We start from the raw sequence: 24,287 nt of genomic DNA, 5'->3' as shown, positions 1-24,287 counted from the left end.
GCCCATGCCCCTTGTGACCTACCTGGCCGACCGGCGAATGTGGCTGTTGCGGACCCCCGGGTCCTGCTACGCCTTCGCACTGGACGCCGATGACCGACCGTGTCACGTTCACTGGGGCCCCCCGCTGACCGCCGAGCAGGCGCTCACCGTACCGCCCGCACCGCGCCGCGACACCAGTAGTTTCACCCAGCCGGGGTACGGCGAGCTGGAAGGCCCGGGTTTCGGCGCCCCCTCCCTCCGGCTGATCTACGCCGATCACGGCGAGGGCGTGGAGTGGCGCCATCTCGACCACGAGATCGACGGGGGCCGCCTGTCCGTCCGCTTCGCCGACCGCCACCACCCCCTGGAGATCACCCTCCACTACCGCGTGCACGACGACGGCGACGTGATCGAACGCTGGACGACGCTGCGCCACACCGGCGCGGACGACGCCGAGCCCATCACACTGGAGCGCTGCGACTCGGCGGCGTGGACGCTGCCACCGCGCGACGGTGTCCGGCTCAGCCACATGGTCGGCGGCTGGTCGGCGGAGAACCAGGTGCGGCGCGAGGAGCCACCGGTCGGCGAGACCGTGCTGACCAGCCGCCGCGGCACCACCGGGCACCACGCCAACCCGTGGATCATGCTCGATGACGGAACCGCCACCGAGGAGCGGGGCGAGGTGTGGAGCGCGGCCCTGGCCTGGAGCGGAAGCTGGCGAATCACCGTGCAGCGGCCTCCCTTCGACGCCGTCGGCTTCACCGGCGGCTTCGGCCACGAGGGACTGCGCCTACGGCTGGCCCCCGGGCGGTCCTGGCACACCCCGATCTTCGCCGGCGTATACGGCTCGGCGGGCTTCGGCGCCGTCAGCCGGGCCTGGCACGCCTACACCCGGCGGCACGTCCTGCCCCACCCGGACGAACTGCGGCCCGTCGTCTACAACTCCTGGGAGGCCACCGGCTTCGACGTCGACCTCGACGGCCAGGTCCGGCTCGCCGACCGCGCGGCCGCCCTCGGCGCGGAGCTGTTCGTGCTCGACGACGGCTGGTTCGGCGACCGCAGCAGCGACCGCGCCGGGCTCGGCGACTGGCAGGTCAACCCCGAACGCTTCCCCGGCGGGCTGAACAAGCTGATCGGGGCGGTACGGCAACGCGGAATGCGCTTCGGCCTGTGGGTCGAGCCCGAGATGGTCAACCCCGACAGCCGCCTCTACCGTGAGCACCCCGACTGGGTCCTGCACATGCCGCACCGGCGTCGCACCACGCTCCGCAACCAGCTCGTGCTCAACTTCGCCAGGCCCGACGTGGCCGCGTGGGCGTACGACTGGCTGGACCGGCTGTTGTCGGAGCACGGGATCGACTTCCTGAAATGGGACTTCAACCGGGCTTTCACCGAGGCCGGCTGGCCCGGCCAGGACGACCCCGACCGGCTCTGGATCGACCATGTGCGCAACGTCTACGCCATCATGGACCGGCTGCGCGCGGCTCACCCGGGTGTGCGGATCGAAGCGTGCGCCGGGGGCGGCGGCCGGACCGACCTCGGCGTCCTGAGCCGTACCGACCAGATCTGGACCTCCGACAACACCGACGCCGTGGACCGGCTGGTCATCCAGTACGGATTCAGTCAGGTCTATCCCGCCGGCACCATGGTCGCCTGGGTCACCGACAGTCCCAACCCGCTCACCGGCAGGCTGGTGCCGCTGCGCTTCCGCTTCCACGTCGCCATGGCCGGCGTCCTCGGCCTGGGCGGCGACCTGTCCGCCTGGGACGAAGCCGAACTGGCGGAGGCGGCCGAGCTGGTGGCCGAGTACAAGCGCATCCGGCCGGTGGTCCAGCACGGCGCGCTGCACCGGCTCGGCACGCCCGGCGAGTCGCTCAGCGGCGTGCAGTACGTCCACGGTGACGACATCGTGATCCTCGCCTATCGGGTCAGGACCCGTTTCGGCCACCACGCCGCCAGGCTGCGCCCCGCCGGGATGGACCCGGACGCCCGCTACCGCGACGTGGTGACGGGCCGGATCCACCACGGCGCGGTCCTCGCCTCCCACGGGTTGGAGCTGGACCTGCCGCAAGGTGATCACGCCAGCGCGCAGGTTCATCTCGTCAGACAGGATCCGTGATCGGACGGACGGGGAACAGAGCGCGCGGCCCGACCCGGCGGAGGAGCCGGAGGTCAGGTCACGCCGGCGATCGGCAGGCGGAGGGCGCCGGGGGCGGCCTCGGGGACGACCGGGCTGCGCGGCGCGACCGGCGTGATCCGGGCGTACGGCGAGCCCGGCGCGGGCCGTGGGTCGGTCTCCCCCCGGTTGGGCCACAGGGCCATGGCCCGCTCGGCCTGCGCGGTGATGGTCAGCGAGGGGTTGACGCCCGGGTTGGCCGAGACGGCGGAGCCGTCCACGACGTGCAGGCCGTCGTATCCGTGGACGCGGTGGTAGGCGTCGATCACGCCGTTCTCCGCGTCGGCGCCGATGACGCAGCCGCCCAGGAAGTGCGCGGTGGCGGGGATGTCGAACAGGTCCAGCCAGGAGCCGCCGGGCATGCCGCCGATCTCCTCGGCGGCCCGGCGGGCGAACTCGTGCCCGGCGGGCAGCCAGGTCGGGTTGGGCTCACCGTGGCCGCGCCCGGAGCGCAACCGGCCGCCGAACACGCCCCGGCGGGCGGACAGCGTGATCGAGTTGTCCTTGGCCTGCATGACGAGGGCGATGATCGTGCGTTCCGACCAGCGGCGGTGGTCGAACAGCCTCGGCAGCAGGTGGGGCCTGCGCAGCGCCTCGCCGAGGAACTTCCGCCAGCGCGGCGTCCCCCCGCCGCCGGTGCCACCGCCGGTGTCGCCGTCGATCAGCAGGGAGCGCAGCAGGCCCATCGCGTTGGAGCCGTCGCCGTAGCGGACCGGCTCGATGTGCGTGTGCTCGTCGGGGTGGATGGAGGAGGTGATCGCCACCCCGCGGTTGAGCTTCTCCCCCGGGCTGCCCGCCGGCCGCTCGAAGCCGAGCAGCGCCTCGGAGTTCGTCCTGGTCAGCGTGCCCAGCCGGTCCGACAGGCGGGGCAGCGCGCCGGACGCCTTGAGGCGGTGCAGCAGCCGCTGCGTGCCGTACGTCCCGGCCGCGAAGACCACCTGCCGGGCCGTGAGGGTACGGCGCCGCCACGGCGTCCCGGTCCTGGCGACCTCGACCCGGTAGCCGCCGCCGGCCAGCGGGCGGACCGAGGTGACCGTGGTCTCCGGGTGGATCCTCGCGCCGGCCTTCTCGGCCAGGTGGAGGTAGTTCTCGGTCAGCATGTTCTTGGCGCCGTGCCGGCAGCCGGTCATGCACTCGCCGCACTCGGTGCAGCCCCGGCGGCGCGGCCCGGCCCCGCCGAAGTAGGGGTCGTCCACCTCCACGCCGGGCCGGCCGAAGAAGACCCCGACCGGCGCCGGGTGGAAGGTGTGGCCCACGCCCATCCGGTCGGCGACCTTCCTGACGATCTCGTCGGCGCGGGTGACGGTCGGGTTGACCGTCACCCCGAGCATGCGCCGGGCCTGGTCGTAGTAGGGGGCGAGCTCGGTCTTCCAGTCGGTGATCGACGCCCACTGGGGGTCGCGGAAGAACGGGTCGAGGGGCTCGTAGAGGGTGTTGGCGTAGACGAGCGAGCCGCCGCCGACCCCGGCGCCCGCCAGGACCATCACGCCGGTGCCCTTCTCGCCGCGCAGCACGTGGATGCGCTGGATGCCCTTCATGCCGAGCGCCGGCGCCCACAGGAAGTCGCGGACCCGCCAGGAGGTCTTCGGCAGCGTGTTCCCGTCGAACCGCCGCCCGGCCTCCAGCACCCCGACCCGGTAGCCCTTCTCGGTCAGCCGGAGCGCCGTGACGCTGCCGCCGAACCCGGAGCCGACGACGAGCACGTCGTAGTTGAACATTCCGCGATTTCCCTTCGGGCCGTGACGGGGGACGCCCGGCGCATCGGGCGGTGACGGGGCGGGATCCCGGCGCGCGCCCGTGTGTCCGGGGCACGGGCGCGCCGGCGCGCCCGGCCGGGGCGCCCCGTTTCCGCACGCGGCCCGCCCCCCTACTTCAGGTGCAGCCGCTTCATGGCCTTGAGGAGCCCGGCCAGGGTGTCGGCGTACCTGTCGTACGTCATGCCGAGGATCGGCTCGAAGCCCATCCAGGTCGCCTGGCTGGAGATCGTCTGCGCCTCGGTGTACTTCAGCAGGCCCTCGGCGCCGTGGCGGCGGCCGAGACCGGAGGACTTCATACCGCCCATGGGTGCGTCGTAGGAGGCGTAGGCCGCGCCGTACCCCTCGTTGATGTTGACCGTCCCGGCCTTGATCCGGGCGGCCAGCGCGCGGCCGCGGGCGACGTCGCGCGTCCAGACGGAGGCGTTGAGACCGTAGGAGGTGTCGTTGGCCCGCTCGACCGCCTCGTCCTCGCCGGTGAAGCGGTAGAGCGACACGACCGGGCCGAACGTCTCCTCGCGGCACAGGGTCATGCTGTCGTCCACGTCCGCCAGGATCGTCGGCTCGTAGAACAGCGGGCCGAGGTCCGGCCGGGCCCTGCCGCCGGCCAGGACGACCGCGCCCTTGGCGACGGCGTCGTCCACGTGGGCGGTGACCGCGTCGAGCTGGCGGCGGGAGGTGAGGGAGCCCATCTGGACGCTCCAGTCGAGCCCCGCGCCCAGGCGCATGTTCTTCGCCTGGCGGACGAACCGCTCGGCGAAGGCGTCGTACACGGCGTCGTGGACGTAGAGCCGCTCGACGGAGATGCACAGCTGCCCGGCGTTGGTGAAGCAGGCGCGGACCGCGCCCTGGGCGGCGACGTCGAGGTCGGCGTCGTCGAGCACGAGCATCGGGTTCTTGCCGCCGAGCTCCAGCGAACAGCCGATCAGCCGCCGGGCCGCCGCCTCGGCGATCTTCCGGCCGCCCCGGGTGGAACCGGTGAAGGCGACGTAGTCGGCGCCGTCGAGCAGCGGGTCGCCGATCTCGGCGGGCTCGCCGAGGACGACCTGCCAGATCTCCCGGGGCATGCCGAGGGAGACCAGCAGGTCGATCGTCCACAGCGTGGACAGCGCGGTCTGGGTGTCGGGCTTGTGCACCACGGTGTTGCCCGCGAGCAGCGCCGGGACCACGTCGGTGACGCCGAGCGAGAGGGGGTAGTTCCACGGCGAGATCAGCGCCACGGTCCCCTTGGGCCGGCGCGCCTCGGCGGTCCGCGTCGCGACGGGGAAGATGCCCGCGCGGCGGCGGGTCTCCAGCAGGCCGGGGGCCCGGCGCGCGTAGTACAGCGTGCAGCCGGCGACGTCGAGGACCTCCTCGAAGGCGTGCCTGCGCGCCTTGCCGGTCTCCCACTGCACGACGTCGAGGATCTCCTCGCGCCGGTCGAGGATGGCGTCGTGCAGCCGCATGAACGGCCGGACCCGCTCGGCGGCGGGCAGCGCGGCCCAGGCGGCGCGGGCCTCGCGCGCCCGGGCGTGGGCGGCGCGGACGTCGTCGGCGGTGGAGACGGGCAGCTCGGCGAGGACCTCGCCGGTGAACGGCGCGACGATCTCCTGGGTCTTTCCGGACGAGACCACCTGCCGGGCGACGCGTTCGACCATGGTCGGGTCGAGGGTCCTGGTAGCGCCAAGGGTGACAGCCATGCTCGAAGAATATTCGGGAGCGGCCGCTCTGGCTACCGGTCGGTAAGCCTTCGAACCGGACACGGCCCGGATCCGTCGTAGGGGCATGAGGACATCCACAGGTACGGCCGGCGCCGTATCCCGCGCGGCCTCCCGCCCGGCGTTCCGCGCCGCCCTCACCCCCGCCCGCACCACCCTCACCTCCACCTTCGCCGCGGCCCTCGCCGTGGCCCTGCTCGCCTCGGGGTGCGAACAGGCGGGGCAGGACGCGGGCCGTACGGCGCCGGCCGACCTGGGCAGGATCAGGCTGGTCTCCTACGACGGCTGCGACGACATGCTGGCGGGGCTGCGGTCGGCCGCGGCGCGGAACGTCGGGCCGTGGGGCCTGGGCCCGCCGCAGATCATGTACATGGACGCGCGCTCGGACACCTCCGCGGCCCGCGCCAAGACCGCCGTCCCCGAGCACTCGACCACCAATGTCCACGAGGCCGGAGCCGACGAGCCCGACCTGGTCAAGACCGACGGCAGGCGGGTGGTCGTCGTCAACCGGGGCGTGCTGCGGGTGGTGGACGCCGCCACCAGGAAGGTCACCGGCACGCTGAAGCTGGTGGACGGCGACCAGGGCTGGGCCCCGGCCGACCTGCTGGTCAGCGGCGACCGGGCGCTGGTGCTGTTCTCCGGCGGCGGGATGATCCCCTTCGGCGCGATGGCCAAGCGGGCGCCGATCCCCGGGCCGCGGTACGTGCTCGTGGACCTCTCGGGCAAGCCCTCGGTGACCGGCACGCTCACCGCGTCCGGGTCGCCCCTGGACGCCAGGATGACCGGCTCGACGGTGCGGATCGTGGTCCGCAGCCAGCCGGAGATCGCCTTCCCCGACCCCGGCCCCGACCTGACGGACGCCGAGCGGATCAGGCGCAACCGCGACGTCGTGGCCAAGGCCCCGGTCGGCGCGTGGCTGCCGGCGTTCGAGACGACGGACGCCGAGGGGCACGTCACCAAGGGCACGGTCGGCTGCGAGCGGGTCAGCCACCCCGACGAGTACACCGGCACGTCGATGCTGACCGTCTACAGCGTCGATCTGGCCGCGGGCGCGAAGGGCATCGCCGCACCGGACCCGATCAGCGTGGCGGCCGACGGCGACACGGTGTACGGCACCGCCTCCAGCCTGTACGTGACCAGCAACCCGCGCATGCTGTGGCCCCGGCCGGTCGAGCCGCCCGTCGAGGACGCGCCGAAGGCCACACCCGCCGCGACGGAGCCGGCGACACCGGTGGTCCCGGTGAAGTCCCCGGCTCCCGGTCCGGGAACGGCGACGCCCGCGAACACCGCGCAGGCGCCCCGCGACGAGCCGACCCCCTCCGAGCCGGTCCCCGTGCCGCCCACGGTCACGGTCACGGCCACGGCCGAGACCGCGTCCGGGACGGCCGCCCCTGAGACGACGGCTCCCGAGCCGACGCCGTCCCTGCCGCCGGAGGAGACCGAGATCCACCGGTTCGACATCGGCGCTCCCGGGGCGCCGCGCTACGTCGCCTCCGGGAAGGTCCCCGGACGGCTGCTCAACCAGTACTCCCTGTCGGAGTACGAGGGGCATCTGCGGGTCGCCACCACCTCGGCCGACCCTTCGGACCCGGCGGCCGGGGAGCGTGACTCCTCCAGCGCCGTGTACGTGCTGGACGCCCGGACCCTGGGGAAGGTCGGCGAGGTCGGCGGGCTGGGCCGGGGCGAGCGGATCTACTCGGTCCGCTTCGCCGGGCCGATCGGCTACGTGGTGACGTTCCGGCAGGTGGACCCGCTCTACACGCTGGACCTGCGCGACCCGAAGGCCCCCCGGGCGACCGGTGAGCTGAAGATCAGCGGCTACTCCGCCTACCTGCATCCGGCGGGCGACGGACGGCTGATCGGCATCGGGCAGGAGGCGAGCGAGAAGGGCCGCACGCTCGGCACCCAGGTGTCGCTGTTCGACGTCTCCGACCCGGCCGCCCCGCGCCTGCTGTCGCGGATGTTCGCCAAGGACTCCGGCTCCGAGGCCGAGTGGGACCCGCACGCCTTCCTCTACTGGCCCGCCACCGGCACCGCCGTCGTCCCGCTGAACTCCTGGAGCGGTGAGCGGCCCATGGGCGGCGCCCTGGTCCTGCGGATCGACGACTCCTCGGTCACCCGGACCGGCACGATCACGCACCCCCGCCCGGGGAACGATGGCAACGGCCGCTTCGCCTACGACCCGGGCATCCGCCGTTCGGTCGTGATCGGCGACGACCTGTGGACGGTCTCGGACCTGGGACTGAAGGTCAGCGCCCTGGACGGCCTCGCCGACCGGGCCTGGATCCCGTTCGGCTGACCCGGCGGCCCGCCCGGACGCCGGTCCACCGGTCCACTCGGATGCCGGGACGGACCGGCGGGCCACCGGAACCGGCCCGGTCTCCGCGTCCGGTGACCCGGCGGCCCGGTGGCATGAGGTCCCGCCGGACTTCGCCGTACCCGTTCCTACGGCGGTCCCTCGTAGCCCGCGGGTGGTCCGGCGCCCTCGTACGGCGGGACCGGTGACGGCCGGCCGTCGAGGAAGGCGAGGACGGCGGCCAGGACCGTGTCCGGACGGTCCCGGTGGAGGTTGTGCCCGGTGCCCGGCAGGTAGATCAGCCGGGATCGGGGCAGCAGGCGACGGTACTCGGCGGCCGACCGCCAGGACAGGTAGTCGCACGACCCCTTGAGGATCAGGGTGGGCGTGGTCAGCCCGGCCAGCGCCGGCCGGGGGTCGCTCCGCGCCGGGGCGCCCGCGGACTGGGGGTACTGCATCGCGTAGAAGCCGCTGCCGCGCGCCGGCCGGTCGATCCGGGCGCCTCGGCAGTGCAGCGCGGGCTCGGCGAGTTCGAGGACCCTGTCGTTGCGGGCGTCGGCCTCGGCGTCGGGCAGGAAGGCGTGGGCCGCGCCGGGACTGACCTGCAGCAGGCCGTACCCGAGGAGGGCGCGCGGGGCGAGCAGTTCGGCGTACGTCCTGATCTTCCGCCCGGTGTCCAGGCGGGCACTCGCCAGGTTCCCGCTGGTGTCTGCGGGGTCGGACGCGCCCGGCGAGATGAGCACCAGCCCGGCGACCCGGTCCGGGTGGGCGGCGAGATAGCGTGCGGCGAGCCCGCCGCCGTAGGAGTGGCCGACGAGCACGACCCGGTCGAGGCCGAGGCCGAGGCGCAGCGCCTCCAGGTCGGCGACGTCGCGGGCGGCGGAGTAGCCGCGCGGGTCGGCCAGCCGGGTCGAGGTCCCGGTGCCGAGCTGGGCGTAGAGGTAGACGTCGTATCCGTGCCCGGTGAGCGGGGCGAACACCCGGGCGTTGGCCGCCAGGTCGGGCACGCCGGGCCCGCCGTGCAGCACGATGACCGGCGGGCGACGCGAGGAGGCGGTACGCGCGGGCAGCCGCAGGACCTCCAGGCGGGACCCGGTGGACACCTCGACCCGGCGGGCACCGGGCACCGTGACGGTGGCCGGGGCCGGGACGGGCGGCGGGACCAGAGCCGCCCAGGCGAACACCGCGGCCGGCAGGAGCGAGGCGGCGGCGAACATCGTCCGGCGGGCCGCGCGGCGGCGCGGCGGCGGCATCCGCCAGGCCGCGACGAGGGCCGCGGCGGCGTAGCCGGTCGCCAGGAACACCGCGAGACCGGCGGCCGTGAAGACCGCCGGGACCGGCGTGAGGGCCGCCGCGGCGAACAGCGCGGCGAGGCCGCACACCGCGGCGAGTGCCGTCGCCCCGGCGAGCGCCGCGCAGGTCACCGTACGCGACGGGCGGCGGCTGGAGCCGTCCGGACCACCGGAACCCGCGGAACCGGCGGGGTCCCCGGGGTCGTCCGGACCGCCGGAGCCCGCGGAACCGGCGGCGCCGCCGGAGTCGCCGGAGTCGTCGGGTCCACCGGGGTCGCCGGCCCCGGCGGGACCGCTGGATCTTCGTAGGGCCACGGCGTCCAGTGGACCACCCCGGGACCGGTCTCCGGCTCCGGGATCTCCCTGAGATCCGGCCGGAACGACCCGGAATCGAGATCCGGCCAGGGCGATGTGGAAACGGGATCCGGCCGGGACGACCCGGGATCGGGATCCGCCCGGGACGATCCGGGGTCGGGATCCGCCCGGGATGACCCGGGGTCGGGATCCGCCCGGGGGCGGTCCGGAATCCCGTATGGACGTGGCCTTTCCGGCTCTCCGCGCCGGTCCCTTATATCGACATATGGTCTTTTACAAGATCTTGTCAGGAGATAAGAACCGGTGTTGTGTGTGCGCATCACGCGTGCGCCACGTGTGACCGGCCGGCGACGGCCGTCCCCGCGCAGGAGGATCTTTGCCCCCCAGACCCTGGCTACGCGTCACCGCCCTCGCGGCCGCCGCCGTGATCGCCCTTCCCCTGCCCGCCGACGCCCAGCGGGCGCCCTCGGGGCAGACCCCCGAGATCCACGACTTCCAGGCCGAACAGCACGGCAAGCCCGACGTGGACAACCGCCGCGGCCACGTCGCGCCCCCGGCCTCGATGGCCAGATCCGCCCGGACCGCGACGATCAGGTGGAACGCCCTCGGCACCCCGGCCGTCGTCACCGCCTCCGCACCGCTCGCCGAAGGGCTGGACGCCGACCCCGAACGGGCCGCGCGGGACTACCTCAAGGCCAACGAGCCCCTCTTCGGACTGTCCGGCGAGGCCGTGGACGCCCTGGAGAAGGTCGCGGTCAACCCGATCGGGGACGGCCACGCCGTACTGCTGCGGCAGAGGTTCGGCGGCCTGCCCGCGGGCGTGGACGGGCAGGTGGCGATCGGCGTGACGGGCGGGAAGGTGGTCCACGTCACCTCCACCCTGTCACGTTCCACCGCGCCTCCCCCTGCCGCCGCCATCACCGCGCAGCGGGCACTGGAGATCGCCGCCCGGGACGGCGGGATCGACCTGGCCACGGCGACGACCAGGACGGCGACCCCGGTGGCGGTGCCCGCGCCCGACGGGACGCACAGCGCCTTCCAGGTCGTCGTCATCGGCGGCGCCGAGGGCGAGCCCGCCGGGTACACCACGCACGTGGACGCGGTCAGCGGGGAGATCCTGACCCGCGAGAACCTCGTGGACCACGCCTCCGACGACCCCGACCCGCGCTGGGCCGCCTTCACCGCGAACCCGCCGGCCGACTACTCCTCGTCCGACACCCGGGCGACCTGGTGCCACGTCGCCGGTCCCGGCTGCGACCAGGTCACCGGCGACGCCGCGACCGGCCGGGCATGGGACGTCGACCACGCGACCGGCGAGCCGACCCGCACCAGCGTCGGCAACTCGGCCAGGACCGTCGAGAACCGCGCCAGCGACAACCCGTACAGCGTCGGCACCCGGAGCAACGTGACCACGCCGGACCGCAAATATGTCTACCCGTGGACGAACCGGTGGTACACCGCGAAGTGCGACCCCGCCGCCTTCGACCAGCCGGGCGAGGCCGACCTGGAGGCCGCGATCGCGAACCTGCACGTCATGCACAACCGGATGCACGACTGGTCCTACCGTCTCGGCTTCACCGAGACCGCGTGGAACATGCAGAAGGACAACGGCTCCCGCGGTGGCCTCGGCGGCGACCCCGAGCAGGGCAACGCCCAGGCCGGCGCCCGGGTGTTCAGCGTGCGCGACAACGCCAACCAGATCACCGGCCCCGACGGGGTCGCCCCGATCACCAACATGTACCTGTGGCAGTCGATCGCCGGCGCGTTCTACTCCCCCTGCGTGGACGGCGACTACGACATGTCGGTCATCGGCCACGAGTACACCCACGCGATCTCCGGCCGCATGATCGCCGGGCCGACCGCCGGGTGGAGCGGCGCCCAACCCGGCGCCATGAACGAGAGCACCTCCGACCTGTTCGCCATGGAGTACCTCTACGAGAACGGCTTCCGCCCCGCGGGCGAGACGCCGTACGTCACCGGCGGCTACGTCACCGGCGACCAGAAGGCGGGCATCCGCAACTACGACATGTCCCGCTCGCCGCTGAACTACAGCGACATCGCCTACGACATCGTCGGCCAGCAGGTGCACGCCGACGGCGAGATCTGGTCGGCCACCCAGTTCGACGTGCGCGAGGCGTTCCTGCGCCGGTACGGCAAGGGCACCCCCGCGCAGCAGAGGGCGTGCGCCGAGGGCAGGACACCCGTGGAGAAGTGCCCGGGCAACCGCCGCTGGGCGCAGGTCTCCTTCGACGCGCTGCTGCTGATGGCCTCCGGCGCGGTCAGCTACGTCGACCACCGCGACGCACTGCTCGCCGCCGACGCCCTCCGCTTCGGTGGCAGGAACCAGGACATCATGTGGCGGGCGTTCGCCGGGCACGGTCTGGGCGAGGGCGCGGCCAGCAACGGCCAGAACGACCCCGACCCCACCCCGAGCTTCACCGACCCGGCAGGAAAGAACGGGAAGCTCCAGCTCAAGCCGCTGCTCGACGCCAAGGACGCGAAACTGCGGCTCTACGTCGGCGACTACGAGGGCCGCGCCGTACCGGTGGCCGACACCGACCCGGCGACCGAGCTGGGCGACACCGTGGAGATGACGCCGGGCGTGTACGACTTCGTGGTGACCGGCGCCGGGTACGGGCACACCCGGGTGAAGTTCGCGGTGCTGCCCGGTGTGAAGCTGCCGCTGCCGCTTCCCCTGCCGAAGAACCTCGCCTCGGCCGCGCTGGGCGCGACGACGTCCGGCGACGGGGTCAACCAGGACAAGCTGATCGACGAGACCGAGGCGACGAACTGGGCCTCGCTCACCGGCCCGGTCAAGGGCAGGGGCGTCACGGTGGACCTGACCGGGACCGCCCCCGCCACCGTCCGCCGGGTCCAGGTCAGCGCCATGCTGCGGCCCAACGTGAACGACCCGGCCGACCCCGGCGGCCAGAACCGCTTCAGCGCTCTGCGCGCCTTCGAGGTCCTGGCCTGCGACGCCACCGCCGGGGACTGCGCGTCACCGGAGTCCTACAAGGTCGTCTACACCAGCCCGCAGGACGCCTTCGCCACCCGGCTGCCGCGTCCGCGCGGCGCCGACCTGCTGATCAAGTCGTTCCGGATCCCCACGACCAAGGCGACCCACCTGATGCTGCGGGCGGTGTCCACCCAGTGCACCGGCAACCCGCTCTACGCCGGCGAGCAGGACGCCGACCCCAACTCCGCCACCGACTGCGCGACCGCGAGCCCCGCCAGGGACCAGCTCCGCGCCGCCGAGTTCCAGGCGTTCTCCCACTGACCCATCGGCTCACCGCGGCCCCTTGACCAGGCGCCTGGTCAAGGGGCCGTCGCCATCCGCGGCCCACCTCGGTGATCCGGTCCCGGCCCCGGGCCCGGACCCGGTCACGCGCTTCTCGGCACCACCGCGGGCACCACGTCGGGGGCGCCCAGGCGGACCGCGTCGGCCTCCTGGTCGGTGTCCTGCTCCTGGGACAGGCGCTCGGCCTCGACCCGCTTGGTGTAGTACTCCACCTCGCGCCGGATCTGCTCCTCGCCCCAGCCCAGCGGGCCGGCGATCAGCTCGGCGGCCTCCTGCGCGACGGCCAGGCCGCGGTGGAAGGTCTCGATCGAGATGTGCGTCCGCCGGGCCAGCACGTCGTCCAGGTGGCGGGCGCCCTCGTGGGTGGCGGCGTAGACGATCTCCGCCCGGAGGTAGTCGTCGGCGCCGGCCAGCGGCCGCGCCAGCGACGGGTCCTCCTCGATCAGCGTGAGAACCTCACCGATCATGGAACCGTACCGCTGGAGCAGGTGCTCGATCCGCGCGACGTGCAGCCCGGAGGAGGCCGCCAGCCGCTGCCGCGCGTTCCACAGCGCCTGGTAGCCCTCGGCCCCGGCCAGCGGGATCCTGTCCGTGCACGAGCGCGGGACCCGCTGGTCGAGCCCGTGGGCCACGGCGTCCACCGCGTCCTTGGCCATGACCCGGTAGGTCGTGTACTTGCCTCCGGCCACCATGACCAGCCCCGGCACCGGGTGGGCCACCACGTGCTCGCGGGAGAGCTTGGAGGTCTCCTCCGACTCCCCCGACAGCAGCGGCCGCAGCCCGGCGTAGACGCCCTCGACGTCGTCGCGGGTCAGCGGCACGGACAGCACCGCGTTGACGTGTTCCAGCACGTAGTCGATGTCCGCCCGGGAGGCCGCCGGGTGCGCCCGGTCGAGCTCCCAGCGGGTGTCGGTGGTCCCGATGATCCAGTGCCGTCCCCAGGGGATGACGAAGAGCACCGACTTCTCGGTGCGCAGGATGATCCCGGTGAGGGAGTGGATCCGGTCGCGCGGCACGAGCAGGTGGACGCCCTTGGAGGCGCGGACGTGGATCTGCCCCCGTCCGCCCACCAGCTCCTGGATGTCGTCGGTCCACACGCCGGTGGCGTTGACGACCTGCCGGGCCCGCACGTCCAGTTCGGTCCCGGCCTCCAGGTCGCGCACCCGGACCCCGGTTACCCGCTCGCCCTCGCGCAGGAAGCCGATCACCTGCGTGCGGGAGGAGACGTGCGCGCCGTAGGTGGCGGCGGTCCGCAGCGTGGTCATCACGTAGCGGGCGTCGTCCACCTGCGCGTCCCAGTACTGCACGGCGCCGGTGAACGCCGACTTGCGCAGCGCGGGCGAGAGCCGCAGCGCCCTCCTGCGCGACAGGTGGCGGTGGCCGGGCACACCCCGGGTGTACCCGAAGGAGAAGCCCAGCGAGTCGTACATCACCAGGCCGGCCCCGACGTACGGGCGCTCCCAGCCGGTGTGCGTGAGGGGGAAGAGGAACGGCACCGGGCGGACCAGGTGCGGGGCGATCCGCTGCAGCAGCAGGGCCCGCTCCTGCAGCGCCTCCCTGACGAGGTCGAAGTTGAGTTGTTCCAGGTAACGCAGGCCGCCGTGGATGAGTTTGGAGGATCTGGAGGAGGTTCCGGAGGCGAAGTCGCGGGCCTCCAGCAGGCCGACGCTCAGCCCGCGGGTGACCGCGTCGAGAGCGACGCCGGCGCCGACGACCCCGCCGCCGATCACCACCACGTCGAGTTCCCGGGCGGCCATCTGCGCCAGCGCGGTGCTCCGCTCCTCGGGACCTAGGCGTGCCGTGCTCGTTCGCACCGTCATGCTGCATCCCCCTGGGGGTTGGAATGTCACCTTGCGCGGGGTATCTACCCCACAAGACCGGAAAGCACTACCGGTGGGTAGCGTCCGGCGGGTGAGATCAGCGCCACATCCCCCTGCCACGCCCGCCGTACGGCGGGGCCGTACCGGCGGACCGGGCACGAGCCGGGACCGGGCGCGGACCGAGGTCAGGCGCGAGCCGGGACCGGGCGCGGACGCGGGCCGGGCGCGGGGTCAGGCTAGGGGCCAGGCGCAAGCCGGGCATGGGGTCAGGCGCGGATCACCTCCACGCCCGCCTCGGCGAACCGCGCCGCGGCCTCGCCGGGCAGGCTCCCGTCGGTGACGAGGACGTCGACGGCGTCGATCGGGCAGATCCGGGCGAAGGCCCGGTGGCCGACCTTGGAGGCGTCGGCCACCACGACGACCCGGGCCGCCCGGCCGATCAGGAGATCGTTGACCTCGGCCTCGCCCTCGTGGCGGGCCGACGCGCCCGCCTCGGGGTCGATCGCGTCCACGCCGAGGAACGCGATGTCGAGGGAGACCCGTTCCAGCACCCCGGACGCCAGCGGGCCGATCAGCTCGTACGACTGCGGCCTCGCCACCCCGCCGGTCAGGACGATCTTCACGTGCCGCCGCACGGTCAGCTCCGCGGCGATGTTCAGGGCGTTCGTGACGAGGGTGAAGCCGATCTCCGGGTCGGCGCGCAGGGCCAGCTCCCGGGCGACCTCGGAGGTGGTCGTGCCGCCGTTCACACCGACGACCGCGCCGGGTTCCACCAGCTCGGCCGCGGCCCGTGCGATCCGCTGCTTCTCCCCGGCGCGGCGGGCCGTCTTGTAGCGCAACGGCAGGTCGTAGCTGACGCTCTGCGCGACCGCGCCGCCACGCGTGCGGGTGAGCATCTGCTGCTGGGCGAGCTGGTCGAAGTCGCGGCGGACGGTGGCCGTGGAGACGTCGAGAGCCTCGGCGGCCCGTTCCACCGACAGGCTCCCCTCCTGCGAGAGCAGTTCGAGGATCGCGTTCCAGCGCTCATAGCGGCTCACGGTGACCAGCCTGGCACAGCCCGGCGGGAAACTCACCCCTGCGCAAACTTGCTCATTTCTGCTATAAATCAATCACAAACGAACCATGGGAGGCACGCCGTGACGGACGGGACCGCCGGGACCACGCGCACCGAGGCCGAGATCGCATCGCAGCCGGACTGCTGGCGCCGCGTCGCCGAGGTGCCCACGGGCGCGCTCCCGCGCCGGGGCGAGCGGGTGGCCGTCGTCGGCTGCGGCACCTCCTGGTTCATCGCCCAGGCGTACGCGGCCCTGCGCGAGCGGGCCGGGCACGGCGAGACCGACGCCTTCGCCGCCTCCGAGGCCCCGGCGGGGCGCTCCTACGACCGGGTGCTCGCGCTGACCCGCTCGGGCACCACCACCGAGGTGCTGGAGCTGCTGGAACTGCTGAAGGCCGCCGGCACGCCCACGACGGCGATCACCGCCGACCCCTCGACCCCGGTCATGACGCTGGCCGGCGAGGTCGTGGTGCTGGACTTCGCCGACGAGGAGTCGGTCGTGCAGACCCGCTTCGCCACCACCCAGCTCGCCCTGCTCCGCGCCCACCTCGGCGAGGACCTCTCCGCCGCGGTCGCCGACGCCGAACGGGCGCTCGCCGAGCCGCTGCCAGAGGAGCCGGTCTCCGCCGAGCAGTTCACGTTCCTGGGCCGCGGCTGGACGTACGGCCTGGCCCTGGAGGCCGCGCTGAAGATGCGCGAGGCGTGCCGGGCGTGGACCGAGTCCTACCCGGCGATGGAGTACCGGCACGGCCCGATCAGCATCGCCGGGCCCGGCCGGATCACCTGGATGCTCGGCGAGGCCCCCGGCGGCCTGCGCGGCGAGGTGGAGGCCACCGGCGGATCGTTCGTGGAGAGCGCCCTCGACCCCATGGCCGAACTCGTCAGGGTGCAGCGGGTGGCGGTGGCGCGCGCCCGCGCCGCCGGGCTCGACCCCGACCGGCCGATGCACCTGACCCGTTCCGTCGTCCTCCCCGGCTGACTCCCCGGCCGGCGCGAGAAGGGAAGGAGCCCCCGTGGCCGTGCGCCTCATGACGGCCATCGCCGTACCGCCGCGAACCGGGCAGGCCGGGAACCGGAGAGGATAGGACCATGAGCATCACTCTCGCCGACGCCCGTGTCGTGACCCCCGGAGGCGTGCACGAAGGCTGGCTCACCGTGGAGGACGGCCGCATCACCCACGTGGGCCGGGGCCCCGCCCCCGGGCCGGGGCACAGCCTCGCGGGCCGGTACGTCGTTCCGGGCTTCGTCGACATCCACTGCCACGGCGGGGCGGGCGGCTCCTTCCCGAACGGCGACCAGGACGAGGCGCGCCGGATCGCCGATCTGCACGCCCGGCACGGCACCACCACGCTGATGGCGAGCCTGGTCACCGCGAGCCTGGACGACCTGACCCGCGCCACCTCCGCCCTGGCCGACCTGTGCGAGGACGGCCTGCTCGCAGGCGTCCACTTCGAGGGCCCCTACATCTCCCGGGCGCGCTGCGGCGCGCACGACCCGGCCCTGCTGCGCGACCCCTCACCCGGGGAGCTCGCCGGGCTGCTCGCGGCGGGCAGGGGGCACGTCCGGATGCTCACCATCGCCGCGGAGCTGCCCGGCGCGCTGGACACCGTCCGGGAGGCGGCGGGCAGCGGCGTGATCGCCGCCCTCGGTCACAGCGACGCCACCTACGAGCAGACCCTCGCCGGCATCGACGCCGGCGCGAGTGTCGCGACGCACCTGTACAACGCGATGCCGCCGCTGCACCACCGGGAGCCGGGGCCGATCGCCGCACTGCTGGGGGACGAGCGCGTCACGGTCGAGCTGATCAACGACGGGGTGCACCTGCATCCGGCGATGACCCGCCTGGCCTACGACGTCGCGGGGCCCGCCCGGACCGCCCTGGTCACCGACGCGATGGCGGCGGCCGGCATGGGCGACGGCTCCTACCGGCTCGGCCCGATGAAGGTCGAGGTCACCGGCGGTGTCGCCCGGCTCGCCGAGGGCGGCTCCATCGCTGGCAGCACGCTCACCATGGACGTCGCCTTCCGCCGCGCCGTCCAGGAGGCCGGGCTGTCCATGACCGAGGCCGCCGAGGTCACCGCGCTCACCCCGGCGCGGGTGCTCGGCCTCGACGACCGCCTCGGGTCCGTCTCCGTGGGCAGGCAGGCCGACCTGGTGGTCCTCACCGGCGACCTGGAGGTCGCGGGCGTCATGAGGCGCGGAAACTGGATCACCGAACCCCGTTGACGCCCGATCCCACCGGTCCGGGCGTCCCGCCGGAAGGTCCCCGAGCCGGCGCCCGCCCCGGCCGGGGCCGGACGCGCCGCCGAAAGTCCCCGAGCCGACGTCCCCCGCCACCGGGTACGGGCGTCCCGCCGAAAGGTCCCCGATGAGCTCCCCCGCCGCCGGTTCCGGAACGATCCTCACCGTCACGCTCAACCTGGCGCTGGACGTCACCTACGTGACCGGCGGCGTCGACTGGGACGGCGTCAACCGGGTGCGGTCCGTCCACCGCAGGGCCGGCGGCAAGGGGATCAACGTGGCCAGGGTGCTGGCCGCCCTCGGATGCGACGTCCTCGTCACCGGCCTGGCCGGCGGGCCGAACGGCGGGGCCGCCGAAGCCGACCTGTCCGCGGCGGGCCTGCCCGCCGCCCTCACCCCCATCGCCGCCGAATCGCGCGCCACCCTCGCGGTCTGCGACCCGGCTCCACTCCCGTACGGCACGGCCCCGCCCGGCGCCTCCCCGGATGATCCGGCACCTGCGGGTACGGTCCCGAATGATCCGGCACGGACGGGTACGCCCCCGGACGCCCCCGGTGTTCCGCGCGGTTCCGGCTCCGTACGGGAGGACGCGGCCCCGGCCCGGACGGCCGATCCGCGCACGGCCCTGTTCAACGAGCCCGGCCCGGTGGTCACCGATGCGGAGCTGGACGACTTCCTGCGCGGTTACGACCGGCGGCTCCGAGGGGCCGCGGCCGTCGTGATCTCCGGCAGCCTGCCTCCCGGGGTCCCGGCCGCCTTCTACGCCGAACTCGCCGCACGGGCCCGCGAGCGGGGCGTCCCGGCGATCGTGGACGCCGACGGCGAGCCGCTCCGCGCCGCCCCGGCGGGCCGTCCCGCCGTCCTCAAGCCCAATGCCGAGGAGCTCGCCCGCGCCCTGTCCGCCGTGGACCCCCGGACGCGGGACGGCGTTCCAGGGGGCGGCGGGGCGCGGTACAGCGGTTCGGAGGCTCGTGGCCCGGAAGCCGGTGTTCCGGGGATCGGTCTTCCGGAGATCGGGCAGGCGCCGGTCGCCGGCGCGCTGGCCGGGGCCGAGGTGCTGCGGCGCGACGGAGCGGAGTCGGTCGTGGTCTCCCTCGGCGCGGACGGGCTCCTGGCGGTGACCCCCGAGGGGGCCTGGCGGGCGGTCATGCCGTACCGGGTGGCGGGGAACCCGACCGGGGCCGGTGACGCGCTCGTCGCGGGGCTGGCGCTGGGCTTGGTGGAGGGCACGCCCTGGCCGGACCGGCTGCGCCGCGCGGCGGCCCTGGGCGCGGCCGCGGTGGCGGCGCCGGTCGCGGGCGACTTCGACGAGGAGACGTTCCGGCGGGTCCACCCCGGCATCCGGGTGGACCCGATCCGCCCATGACCCGTCCCCCGGATCCCGGGTCCTGAAGAATCCCGACCCCCCGAAGAACCGGGTCCCCGAAGAACCGGGTCCCGGCCCCCTGACGAAGGAGTGACCATGCCTGTCGCCGGCATCGGAGACATCATCGACGCCGCCCCGGCGGGCGTCGGCGCGTTCAACGTCATCCAGCTGGAGCACGCCGAGGCGATCGTCGCCGGCGCGGAGGCCGCGGGCATGCCGGTCGTGCTGCAGATCAGCGAGAACTGCGTCCGCTTCCACGGAGCACTGGCCCCGATCGCGGCCGCGTCGCTCGCGGTGGCCCGCGCGGCGGCGGTCCCCGTCGCGGTGCATCTCGACCACGCCACCGACCGCGCGCTGGTGGAGGAGGCCCTGGAGCTGGGCCTGGGTTCGGTGATGTTCGACGCCTCGGCGCTGCCCGACGAGGAGAACGTGGCGGCCACCGCCGAGGTGGTCGCGCTGTGCCACGGACGCGGCGTCTGGGTGGAGGCGGAGCTCGGCGAGGTCGGTGGCAAGGACGGGGTGCACGCGCCGGGCGTCAGGACCAGGCCGCACGAGGCGGTGGACTACGTCGCCAGGACCGGCGTCGACGCGCTGGCCGTGGCGGTGGGCAGCTCCCACGCCATGACCGTCAAGGACGCCGTCCTCGACCTGGAGCTGATCGGGAGGCTGCGCGCCGCCGTACCGGTGCCGCTGGTGCTCCACGGCTCCTCGGGCGTGCCCGACGAGACCCTGCGCGCCGCCGTACGGCAGGGCATGAAGAAGATCAACATCGCCACGCACCTCAACGCGGCCTTCACCCGCGCGGTCCGCGAGCACCTGGCGGCCGACGAGAAGGTCGTGGACACCCGCAGGTACCTGGGGTCGGGCCGTACGGCCGTCGCCGCCGAGGTCACCAGGCTCCTGGGCGTCCTGGCGGGCTGAGCCCGGTGTCCCCGGCCGGCTTTCCGGAAGGCCGGGGGCCACCGGGCTCTCCGAACGGCCGCCTCGGGGCCCGGGCGCCGGGCGGACCGATCAGGGCCAGTCCCAGCGGACGCCGACCGCGCCCGGTCCGAACGGCCCGGTCACCAGGTGGGCCGCGTGGTGCGCGTTGAGGGTCAGCTCCGTCTCCACCCGCTCGTACCCGTCCGATGCGGAAACGTGGGCGTCCAGCCCGCGTTCTCCCGGCCCGTGCTCTCCCGGCCCGTGGTCGTCCGGCCCGCGCTCTCCTGACCGGTGGGTCCCCGGTTCGCGTTCGCCCCGGCCGGGGGTGTGGCAGGTGAAGCGGCGGACGCGGCCCGGGAGCGCGACCGGGGAGAAGGCGACCCGCAGGACGTACTGGTCGGCGGGGAGCCGGAAGATCCGCTCGTACTCGGTGGTCTCCACGCCGCTCGGGTCGGCGAGCTCGTAACGGATCACCTGGGTCTCGCCCGCCTCCAGCGCCCGGCCGAACAGCAGCTCGGCCACCACCAGCGCGGTCGCCCCGTCGCGCCGGATCCGGCCGACCCGGCAGTCCTCCAGCGCCCTGATCCGCACGCGCTCCACGTCGCATCCCAGGTCGCCCCGGTAGACCATGATGAACCGGTCGGGATCGTCCCGGCGGGCCCGCACCACCTGGAGCGTCTCGCGCCGCGTGGCGCTGCGGTCGGCCCCGATCTGCAGGGTCTCGTACATCGCGGTGACGTGCAGGCGGCGGTCGTCGGCCACCCCGTCCAGGTCATGGAGCAGCGCCGACAGGGTGTGCGCCGACCCGGCGGGCGGGGCGGCGGGCCCCCCGTCGTCCTCCGGGGACCGCGTGCCCTGCCCGCGGCCCCGGGGGCGCGGCGGGCCGAGAAGCCCCATCAGGGATCGCGGCGGCAGGGCGAGGATCTCCTCCAGCCCGCGTACGGCGCGCAGCGACTCGGGCCGTTCCGGACGACGCAGGCCCTGCTGCCAGTAGCTCAGACTCGTCATCCCGACCCGCAGCCCGCGCTCCTCCAGTCCCCGGCGGAGCCGCTCCAGGGTCAGGCCCCGCGCCTCCACCGCGGCACGCAGCGCTGCGTGGAACGGCCCCTCGCTGAGGGCGACACGGAGCCGTGGGTCATCGGGCACAGGGGAATGTTCACAGATTTTCCGTCATACGTCATTTTCGCGCCCGTCACTCACGTTTGTCCGACGTCGCGCGTTCCACGGCCGCCACGCGGCCGTACCCCGGCGCCGCGGCCTCAGGGCGCCGGGGGCGGGACGTCAGCTGCCCTGCGGGGCGACGACGACCTCGACGCGCTGGAACTCCTTCAGGTCGGAGTACCCGGCGGTGGCCATCGTGCGCTTGAGCGCGCCCATGAGGTTCATCGAGCCGTCGGCGACCGAGGAGGGGCCGTGCAGGATCTGCTCCAGCGTCCCGACCGTGTCGAACTTCACCCGCTTGCCCCGGGGCAGCTCGGGGTGCTGGGCCTCGGAGCCCCAGTGGAAGCCGCGTCCGGGGGCCTCGGCGGCCCGGGCCAGCGGCGAGCCGACCATGACCGCGTCCGCGCCGCAGGCGATGGCCTTGGCGATGTCACCGGAGGTGCCCATGCCGCCGTCGGCGATCACGTGGACGTAGCGGCCGCCCGACTCGTCCATGTAGTCGCGGCGGGCCGCGGCCACGTCGGAGATCGCGGTGGCCATCGGGACCGCCACGCCCAGCACGGTGCGGGTGGTGTGCGAGGCGCCGCCACCGAAGCCGACCAGCACGCCGGCCGCGCCGGTCCGCATCAGGTGCAGCGCGGCGGTGTAGGTGGCGCAGCCGCCCACGATCACCGGGACGTCGAGCTCGTAGATGAACTGCTTGAGGTTCAGCGGCTCGGCGCGTCCGGAGACGTGCTCGGCGGAGACCGTGGTGCCGCGGATCACGAAGATGTCCACGCCCGCGTCGATGACGGCCTTGTGGTACTGGACCGTTCGCTGCGGGGACAGCCGGACGGCCGTGGTCACCCCGGCCTCGCGGATCTCCGCGATGCGGCGGCCGATCAGCTCCTCCTTGATCGGCGCGTTGTAGATCTCCTGGAGCCGCCGGGTGCCGGCCTCACCCGGGAGTTCGGCGACCTCGGACAGCAGGGACGCCGGGTCGTCGTAGCGGGTCCACAGCCCTTCGAGGTCGAGTACGGCGAGGCCGCCGAGCCGGCCGACCTCGATCGCGGTCGCGGGCGAGACGACGCTGTCCATCGGGCTCACCACGACGGGCAGCTCGAACCGGTAGGCGTCGATCTGCCAGGCGATCGAGACCTCCTCCGGGTCGCGGGTACGCCGGGACGGGACGATGCCGATCTCGTCCAGCGCGTAGGCACGACGGCCGTTCTTGCCGCGCCCGATCTCCACCTGAGTCATATGCCTGTCTTTCCCATTTCGTGCGGGTGCGGCGCACCCGATCGGCGTGAGCCGTACCCGCCGTCCCGGCCCGCCCGCTCGGCGCGCCTGGTACGAGTCGGTCGTTTCGTCGTCCGCCCCGGGCCTCCGCGGCCGTACCCTCTACCGGCGGTGGTAGTTGGGGGCCTCGACCGTCATCTGGATGTCGTGGGGGTGGCTCTCCTTGAGGCCCGCCGCGGTGATCGGCATGAGCTCGCACCGGACGTGCATCTCCGCGATCGTGCGGCACCCGGAGTACCACATGCCCTGGCGAAGGCCGCCGACGAGCTGGTGGGCGACCGCGGCGACCGGGCCGCGGTAGGGGACCTGGCCCTCGATGCCCTCGGGGATGAACTTGTCCTCGCCGCCGACGTCGGCCTGGGCGTAGCGGTCCTTGCTGAAGGAGGCGCCGCCGCGCTCGCGGTTGCGGACCGCGCCGAGCGAGCCCATGCCGCGGTAGGACTTGAACTGCTTGCCGTTGATGAAGATCAGCTCGCCCGGCGACTCCTCGCAGCCCGCCAGCAGCGAGCCGAGCATGACCGTGTCGGCGCCGGCCGCGATGGCCTTGACGATGTCGCCGGAATACTGCAGACCGCCGTCGCCGATCACCGGCACCCCGGCCGGTCCGGCCGCCAGGGACGCCTCGTGGATGGCCGTCACCTGCGGGGCGCCGACGCCGGCGACCACGCGGGTGGTGCAGATGGAGCCCGGCCCGACGCCGACCTTGACCGCGTCGGCACCGGCGTCGACCAGCATCTGGGCGCCGGCGCGGGTGGCGATGTTGCCGCCGATCACCTCGACGCCGCTGTTGGCCTTGATCTTGGCGATCATGTCGGCGAGGCCCTTGGAGTGGCCGTGCGCGACGTCGACGATGATCACGTCCACCCCGGCCTCGATGAGGGCGGAGGCCCGCTTCTCGGCGTCGCCGCCGACGCCGACGGCCGCCCCCACGACGAGCCGCCCGTCGGCGTCCTTGGTGGCGAGGGGGTACTGCTCGCTCTTGGTGAAGTCCTTGACGGTGATGAGCCCGCGGAGCCGCCCGGCGGGGTCGACCAGCGGCAGCTTCTCGATCTTGTTCTTCCTGAGCAGGTCGAACGCGTCGTCCCTGGAGACGCCGACCGGCGCGGTGACCAGCGGCATGGGGGTCATGACCTCGCGCACCGGGCGGCCGTGGTCGGTCTCGAAGCGCATGTCGCGGTTGGTGACGATGCCGACGAGCACGCCGTCGGCGTCGGTCACCGGGACGCCGGAGATGCGGTAGGTGCCGCACAGACGCTCGACGTCGGCGAGGGAGTCGTCCGGCGAGCAGGTGACGGGGTTGGTCACCATCCCGGCCTCGGAGCGCTTGACGAGGTCCGCCTGCTGGGCCTGGTCCTCGATGGAGAGGTTGCGGTGCAGGATGCCGATGCCGCCCTGGCGGGCCATCGCCACCGCCATCCGGGCCTCGGTGACCGTGTCCATCGCCGCGGAGATCAGCGGGATGCTCAGCGTGATCCCGCGTGACAGGCGGGTACGGGTGTCGGCCTCACCCGGCTGGAGGTCCGAGAAGGCGGGCACGAGGAGCACGTCGTCGAACGTGAGTCCCGGTTCGGTGAACTTGGCCATCTGCAACCCTTCTGCATCGGCGCTCTCATGGCTGGGGAAAGGCGCCGGCCCCCGT

The 24,287-nt window shown here is 73.8% G+C and carries 15 protein-coding genes; 7 read left to right on the top strand and 8 right to left on the bottom strand.

Annotation, left to right across the window (positions count from 1 at the left end):
- Positions 1–4: 4 nt before the first annotated feature.
- A complete protein-coding gene (locus tag ACZ6W9_RS00435) occupies positions 5–2,098 on the top strand; it encodes an alpha-galactosidase (protein WP_389958114.1) in 2,094 nt (697 codons plus the stop codon).
- A gap of 53 nt (positions 2,099–2,151) precedes the next feature.
- Here ACZ6W9_RS00435 and ACZ6W9_RS00430 read toward each other — a convergent pair whose 3' ends face one another.
- Entirely contained in the window at positions 2,152–3,873 is a 1,722-nt protein-coding gene (locus tag ACZ6W9_RS00430; protein WP_389958112.1) for a GMC oxidoreductase, read from the bottom strand.
- A gap of 149 nt (positions 3,874–4,022) precedes the next feature.
- Entirely contained in the window at positions 4,023–5,588 is a 1,566-nt protein-coding gene (locus tag ACZ6W9_RS00425; RefSeq protein WP_470116467.1) for a succinic semialdehyde dehydrogenase, read from the bottom strand.
- Positions 5,589–5,673: 85 nt separating this feature from the next.
- Between ACZ6W9_RS00425 and ACZ6W9_RS00420 the strand changes: the two genes are divergently transcribed.
- The gene (locus ACZ6W9_RS00420) at positions 5,674–7,905 is read left to right on the top strand and encodes a beta-propeller domain-containing protein (RefSeq protein WP_470116466.1); all 2,232 of its coding nucleotides are present in this window, start codon (positions 5,674–5,676) and stop codon (positions 7,903–7,905) included.
- A 146-nt stretch (positions 7,906–8,051) separates the two neighbouring features.
- Here the strand turns inward: ACZ6W9_RS00420 and ACZ6W9_RS00415 are convergent, their stop codons facing one another.
- Positions 8,052–9,509 carry an alpha/beta fold hydrolase gene (locus ACZ6W9_RS00415; protein ID WP_470116465.1) on the bottom strand — a complete coding sequence of 486 codons (1,458 nt, stop codon included), beginning with the start codon at positions 9,507–9,509 and terminating at the stop codon, positions 8,052–8,054.
- Between the two features lie 376 nt (positions 9,510–9,885).
- Here ACZ6W9_RS00415 and ACZ6W9_RS00410 point away from each other — a divergent pair, with 376 nt between their 5' ends.
- Positions 9,886–12,786, top strand: coding sequence for a M36 family metallopeptidase (locus ACZ6W9_RS00410; RefSeq protein WP_389958102.1), 2,901 nt, complete (start codon positions 9,886–9,888; stop codon positions 12,784–12,786).
- 104 nt (positions 12,787–12,890) lie between these two features.
- Here ACZ6W9_RS00410 and ACZ6W9_RS00405 read toward each other — a convergent pair whose 3' ends face one another.
- Entirely contained in the window at positions 12,891–14,627 is a 1,737-nt protein-coding gene (locus ACZ6W9_RS00405; RefSeq protein WP_389958099.1) for a glycerol-3-phosphate dehydrogenase/oxidase, read from the bottom strand.
- 266 nt (positions 14,628–14,893) lie between these two features.
- On the bottom strand, positions 14,894–15,664 hold the full coding sequence (locus tag ACZ6W9_RS00400; RefSeq protein WP_470116464.1) for a DeoR/GlpR family DNA-binding transcription regulator: 771 nt from the start codon (positions 15,662–15,664) through the stop codon (positions 14,894–14,896).
- A 99-nt stretch (positions 15,665–15,763) separates the two neighbouring features.
- Between ACZ6W9_RS00400 and ACZ6W9_RS00395 the strand changes: the two genes are divergently transcribed.
- The 4 genes from ACZ6W9_RS00395 to ACZ6W9_RS00380 all read left to right on the top strand — a co-directional run bounded on the left by ACZ6W9_RS00395 (position 15,764) and on the right by ACZ6W9_RS00380 (position 20,209).
- Positions 15,764–16,660 (top strand): SIS domain-containing protein, encoded by an 897-nt coding sequence (locus tag ACZ6W9_RS00395; RefSeq protein WP_470116463.1) that lies wholly within the window; start codon positions 15,764–15,766, stop codon positions 16,658–16,660.
- Between the two features lie 110 nt (positions 16,661–16,770).
- On the top strand, positions 16,771–17,907 hold the full coding sequence (gene nagA / locus ACZ6W9_RS00390; RefSeq protein WP_470116462.1) for an N-acetylglucosamine-6-phosphate deacetylase: 1,137 nt from the start codon (positions 16,771–16,773) through the stop codon (positions 17,905–17,907).
- A gap of 142 nt (positions 17,908–18,049) precedes the next feature.
- Positions 18,050–19,288, top strand: a complete 1,239-nt coding sequence (locus ACZ6W9_RS00385) for a 1-phosphofructokinase family hexose kinase (protein ID WP_470116461.1) — start codon at positions 18,050–18,052, stop codon at positions 19,286–19,288.
- A gap of 96 nt (positions 19,289–19,384) precedes the next feature.
- Positions 19,385–20,209, top strand: coding sequence for a class II fructose-bisphosphate aldolase (locus tag ACZ6W9_RS00380; RefSeq protein WP_470116460.1), 825 nt, complete (start codon positions 19,385–19,387; stop codon positions 20,207–20,209).
- 90 nt (positions 20,210–20,299) lie between these two features.
- Here ACZ6W9_RS00380 and ACZ6W9_RS00375 read toward each other — a convergent pair whose 3' ends face one another.
- The 3 genes from ACZ6W9_RS00375 to guaB all read right to left on the bottom strand — a co-directional run bounded on the left by ACZ6W9_RS00375 (position 20,300) and on the right by guaB (position 24,232).
- The gene (locus ACZ6W9_RS00375) at positions 20,300–21,355 is read right to left on the bottom strand and encodes a hypothetical protein (RefSeq protein ID WP_470116459.1); all 1,056 of its coding nucleotides are present in this window, start codon (positions 21,353–21,355) and stop codon (positions 20,300–20,302) included.
- Between the two features lie 135 nt (positions 21,356–21,490).
- On the bottom strand, positions 21,491–22,609 hold the full coding sequence (locus ACZ6W9_RS00370; RefSeq protein ID WP_389958081.1) for a GuaB3 family IMP dehydrogenase-related protein: 1,119 nt from the start codon (positions 22,607–22,609) through the stop codon (positions 21,491–21,493).
- A gap of 141 nt (positions 22,610–22,750) precedes the next feature.
- Positions 22,751–24,232, bottom strand: coding sequence for an IMP dehydrogenase (gene guaB / locus ACZ6W9_RS00365; RefSeq protein ID WP_389958078.1), 1,482 nt, complete (start codon positions 24,230–24,232; stop codon positions 22,751–22,753).
- Positions 24,233–24,287 lie beyond the last annotated feature (55 nt).

The sequence above is a fragment of the Streptosporangium sp. NPDC053982 genome (genome assembly GCF_055585205.1).
The sequence above is the reverse complement of the archived record's forward strand: the minus strand, read 5'-3'. Positions and strand labels throughout refer to the sequence as shown.

Excerpts from the sequence above, each read along its gene's own strand:
- ACZ6W9_RS00435 (WP_389958114.1), top strand. The coding sequence starts at position 5 with ATGCCCCTTGTGACCTACCTGGCCGACCGGCGAATGTGGCTGTTGCGG.
- ACZ6W9_RS00430 (WP_389958112.1), bottom strand. The coding sequence starts at position 3,873 with ATGTTCAACTACGACGTGCTCGTCGTCGGCTCCGGGTTCGGCGGCAGC.
- ACZ6W9_RS00425 (WP_470116467.1), bottom strand. The coding sequence starts at position 5,588 with ATGGCTGTCACCCTTGGCGCTACCAGGACCCTCGACCCGACCATGGTC.
- ACZ6W9_RS00420 (WP_470116466.1), top strand. The coding sequence starts at position 5,674 with ATGAGGACATCCACAGGTACGGCCGGCGCCGTATCCCGCGCGGCCTCC.
- ACZ6W9_RS00405 (WP_389958099.1), bottom strand. The coding sequence starts at position 14,627 with ATGACGGTGCGAACGAGCACGGCACGCCTAGGTCCCGAGGAGCGGAGC.
- nagA (WP_470116462.1), top strand. The coding sequence starts at position 16,771 with ATGAGCATCACTCTCGCCGACGCCCGTGTCGTGACCCCCGGAGGCGTG.
- ACZ6W9_RS00385 (WP_470116461.1), top strand. The coding sequence starts at position 18,050 with ATGAGCTCCCCCGCCGCCGGTTCCGGAACGATCCTCACCGTCACGCTC.
- ACZ6W9_RS00380 (WP_470116460.1), top strand. The coding sequence starts at position 19,385 with ATGCCTGTCGCCGGCATCGGAGACATCATCGACGCCGCCCCGGCGGGC.
- ACZ6W9_RS00370 (WP_389958081.1), bottom strand. The coding sequence starts at position 22,609 with ATGACTCAGGTGGAGATCGGGCGCGGCAAGAACGGCCGTCGTGCCTAC.
- guaB (WP_389958078.1), bottom strand. The coding sequence starts at position 24,232 with ATGGCCAAGTTCACCGAACCGGGACTCACGTTCGACGACGTGCTCCTC.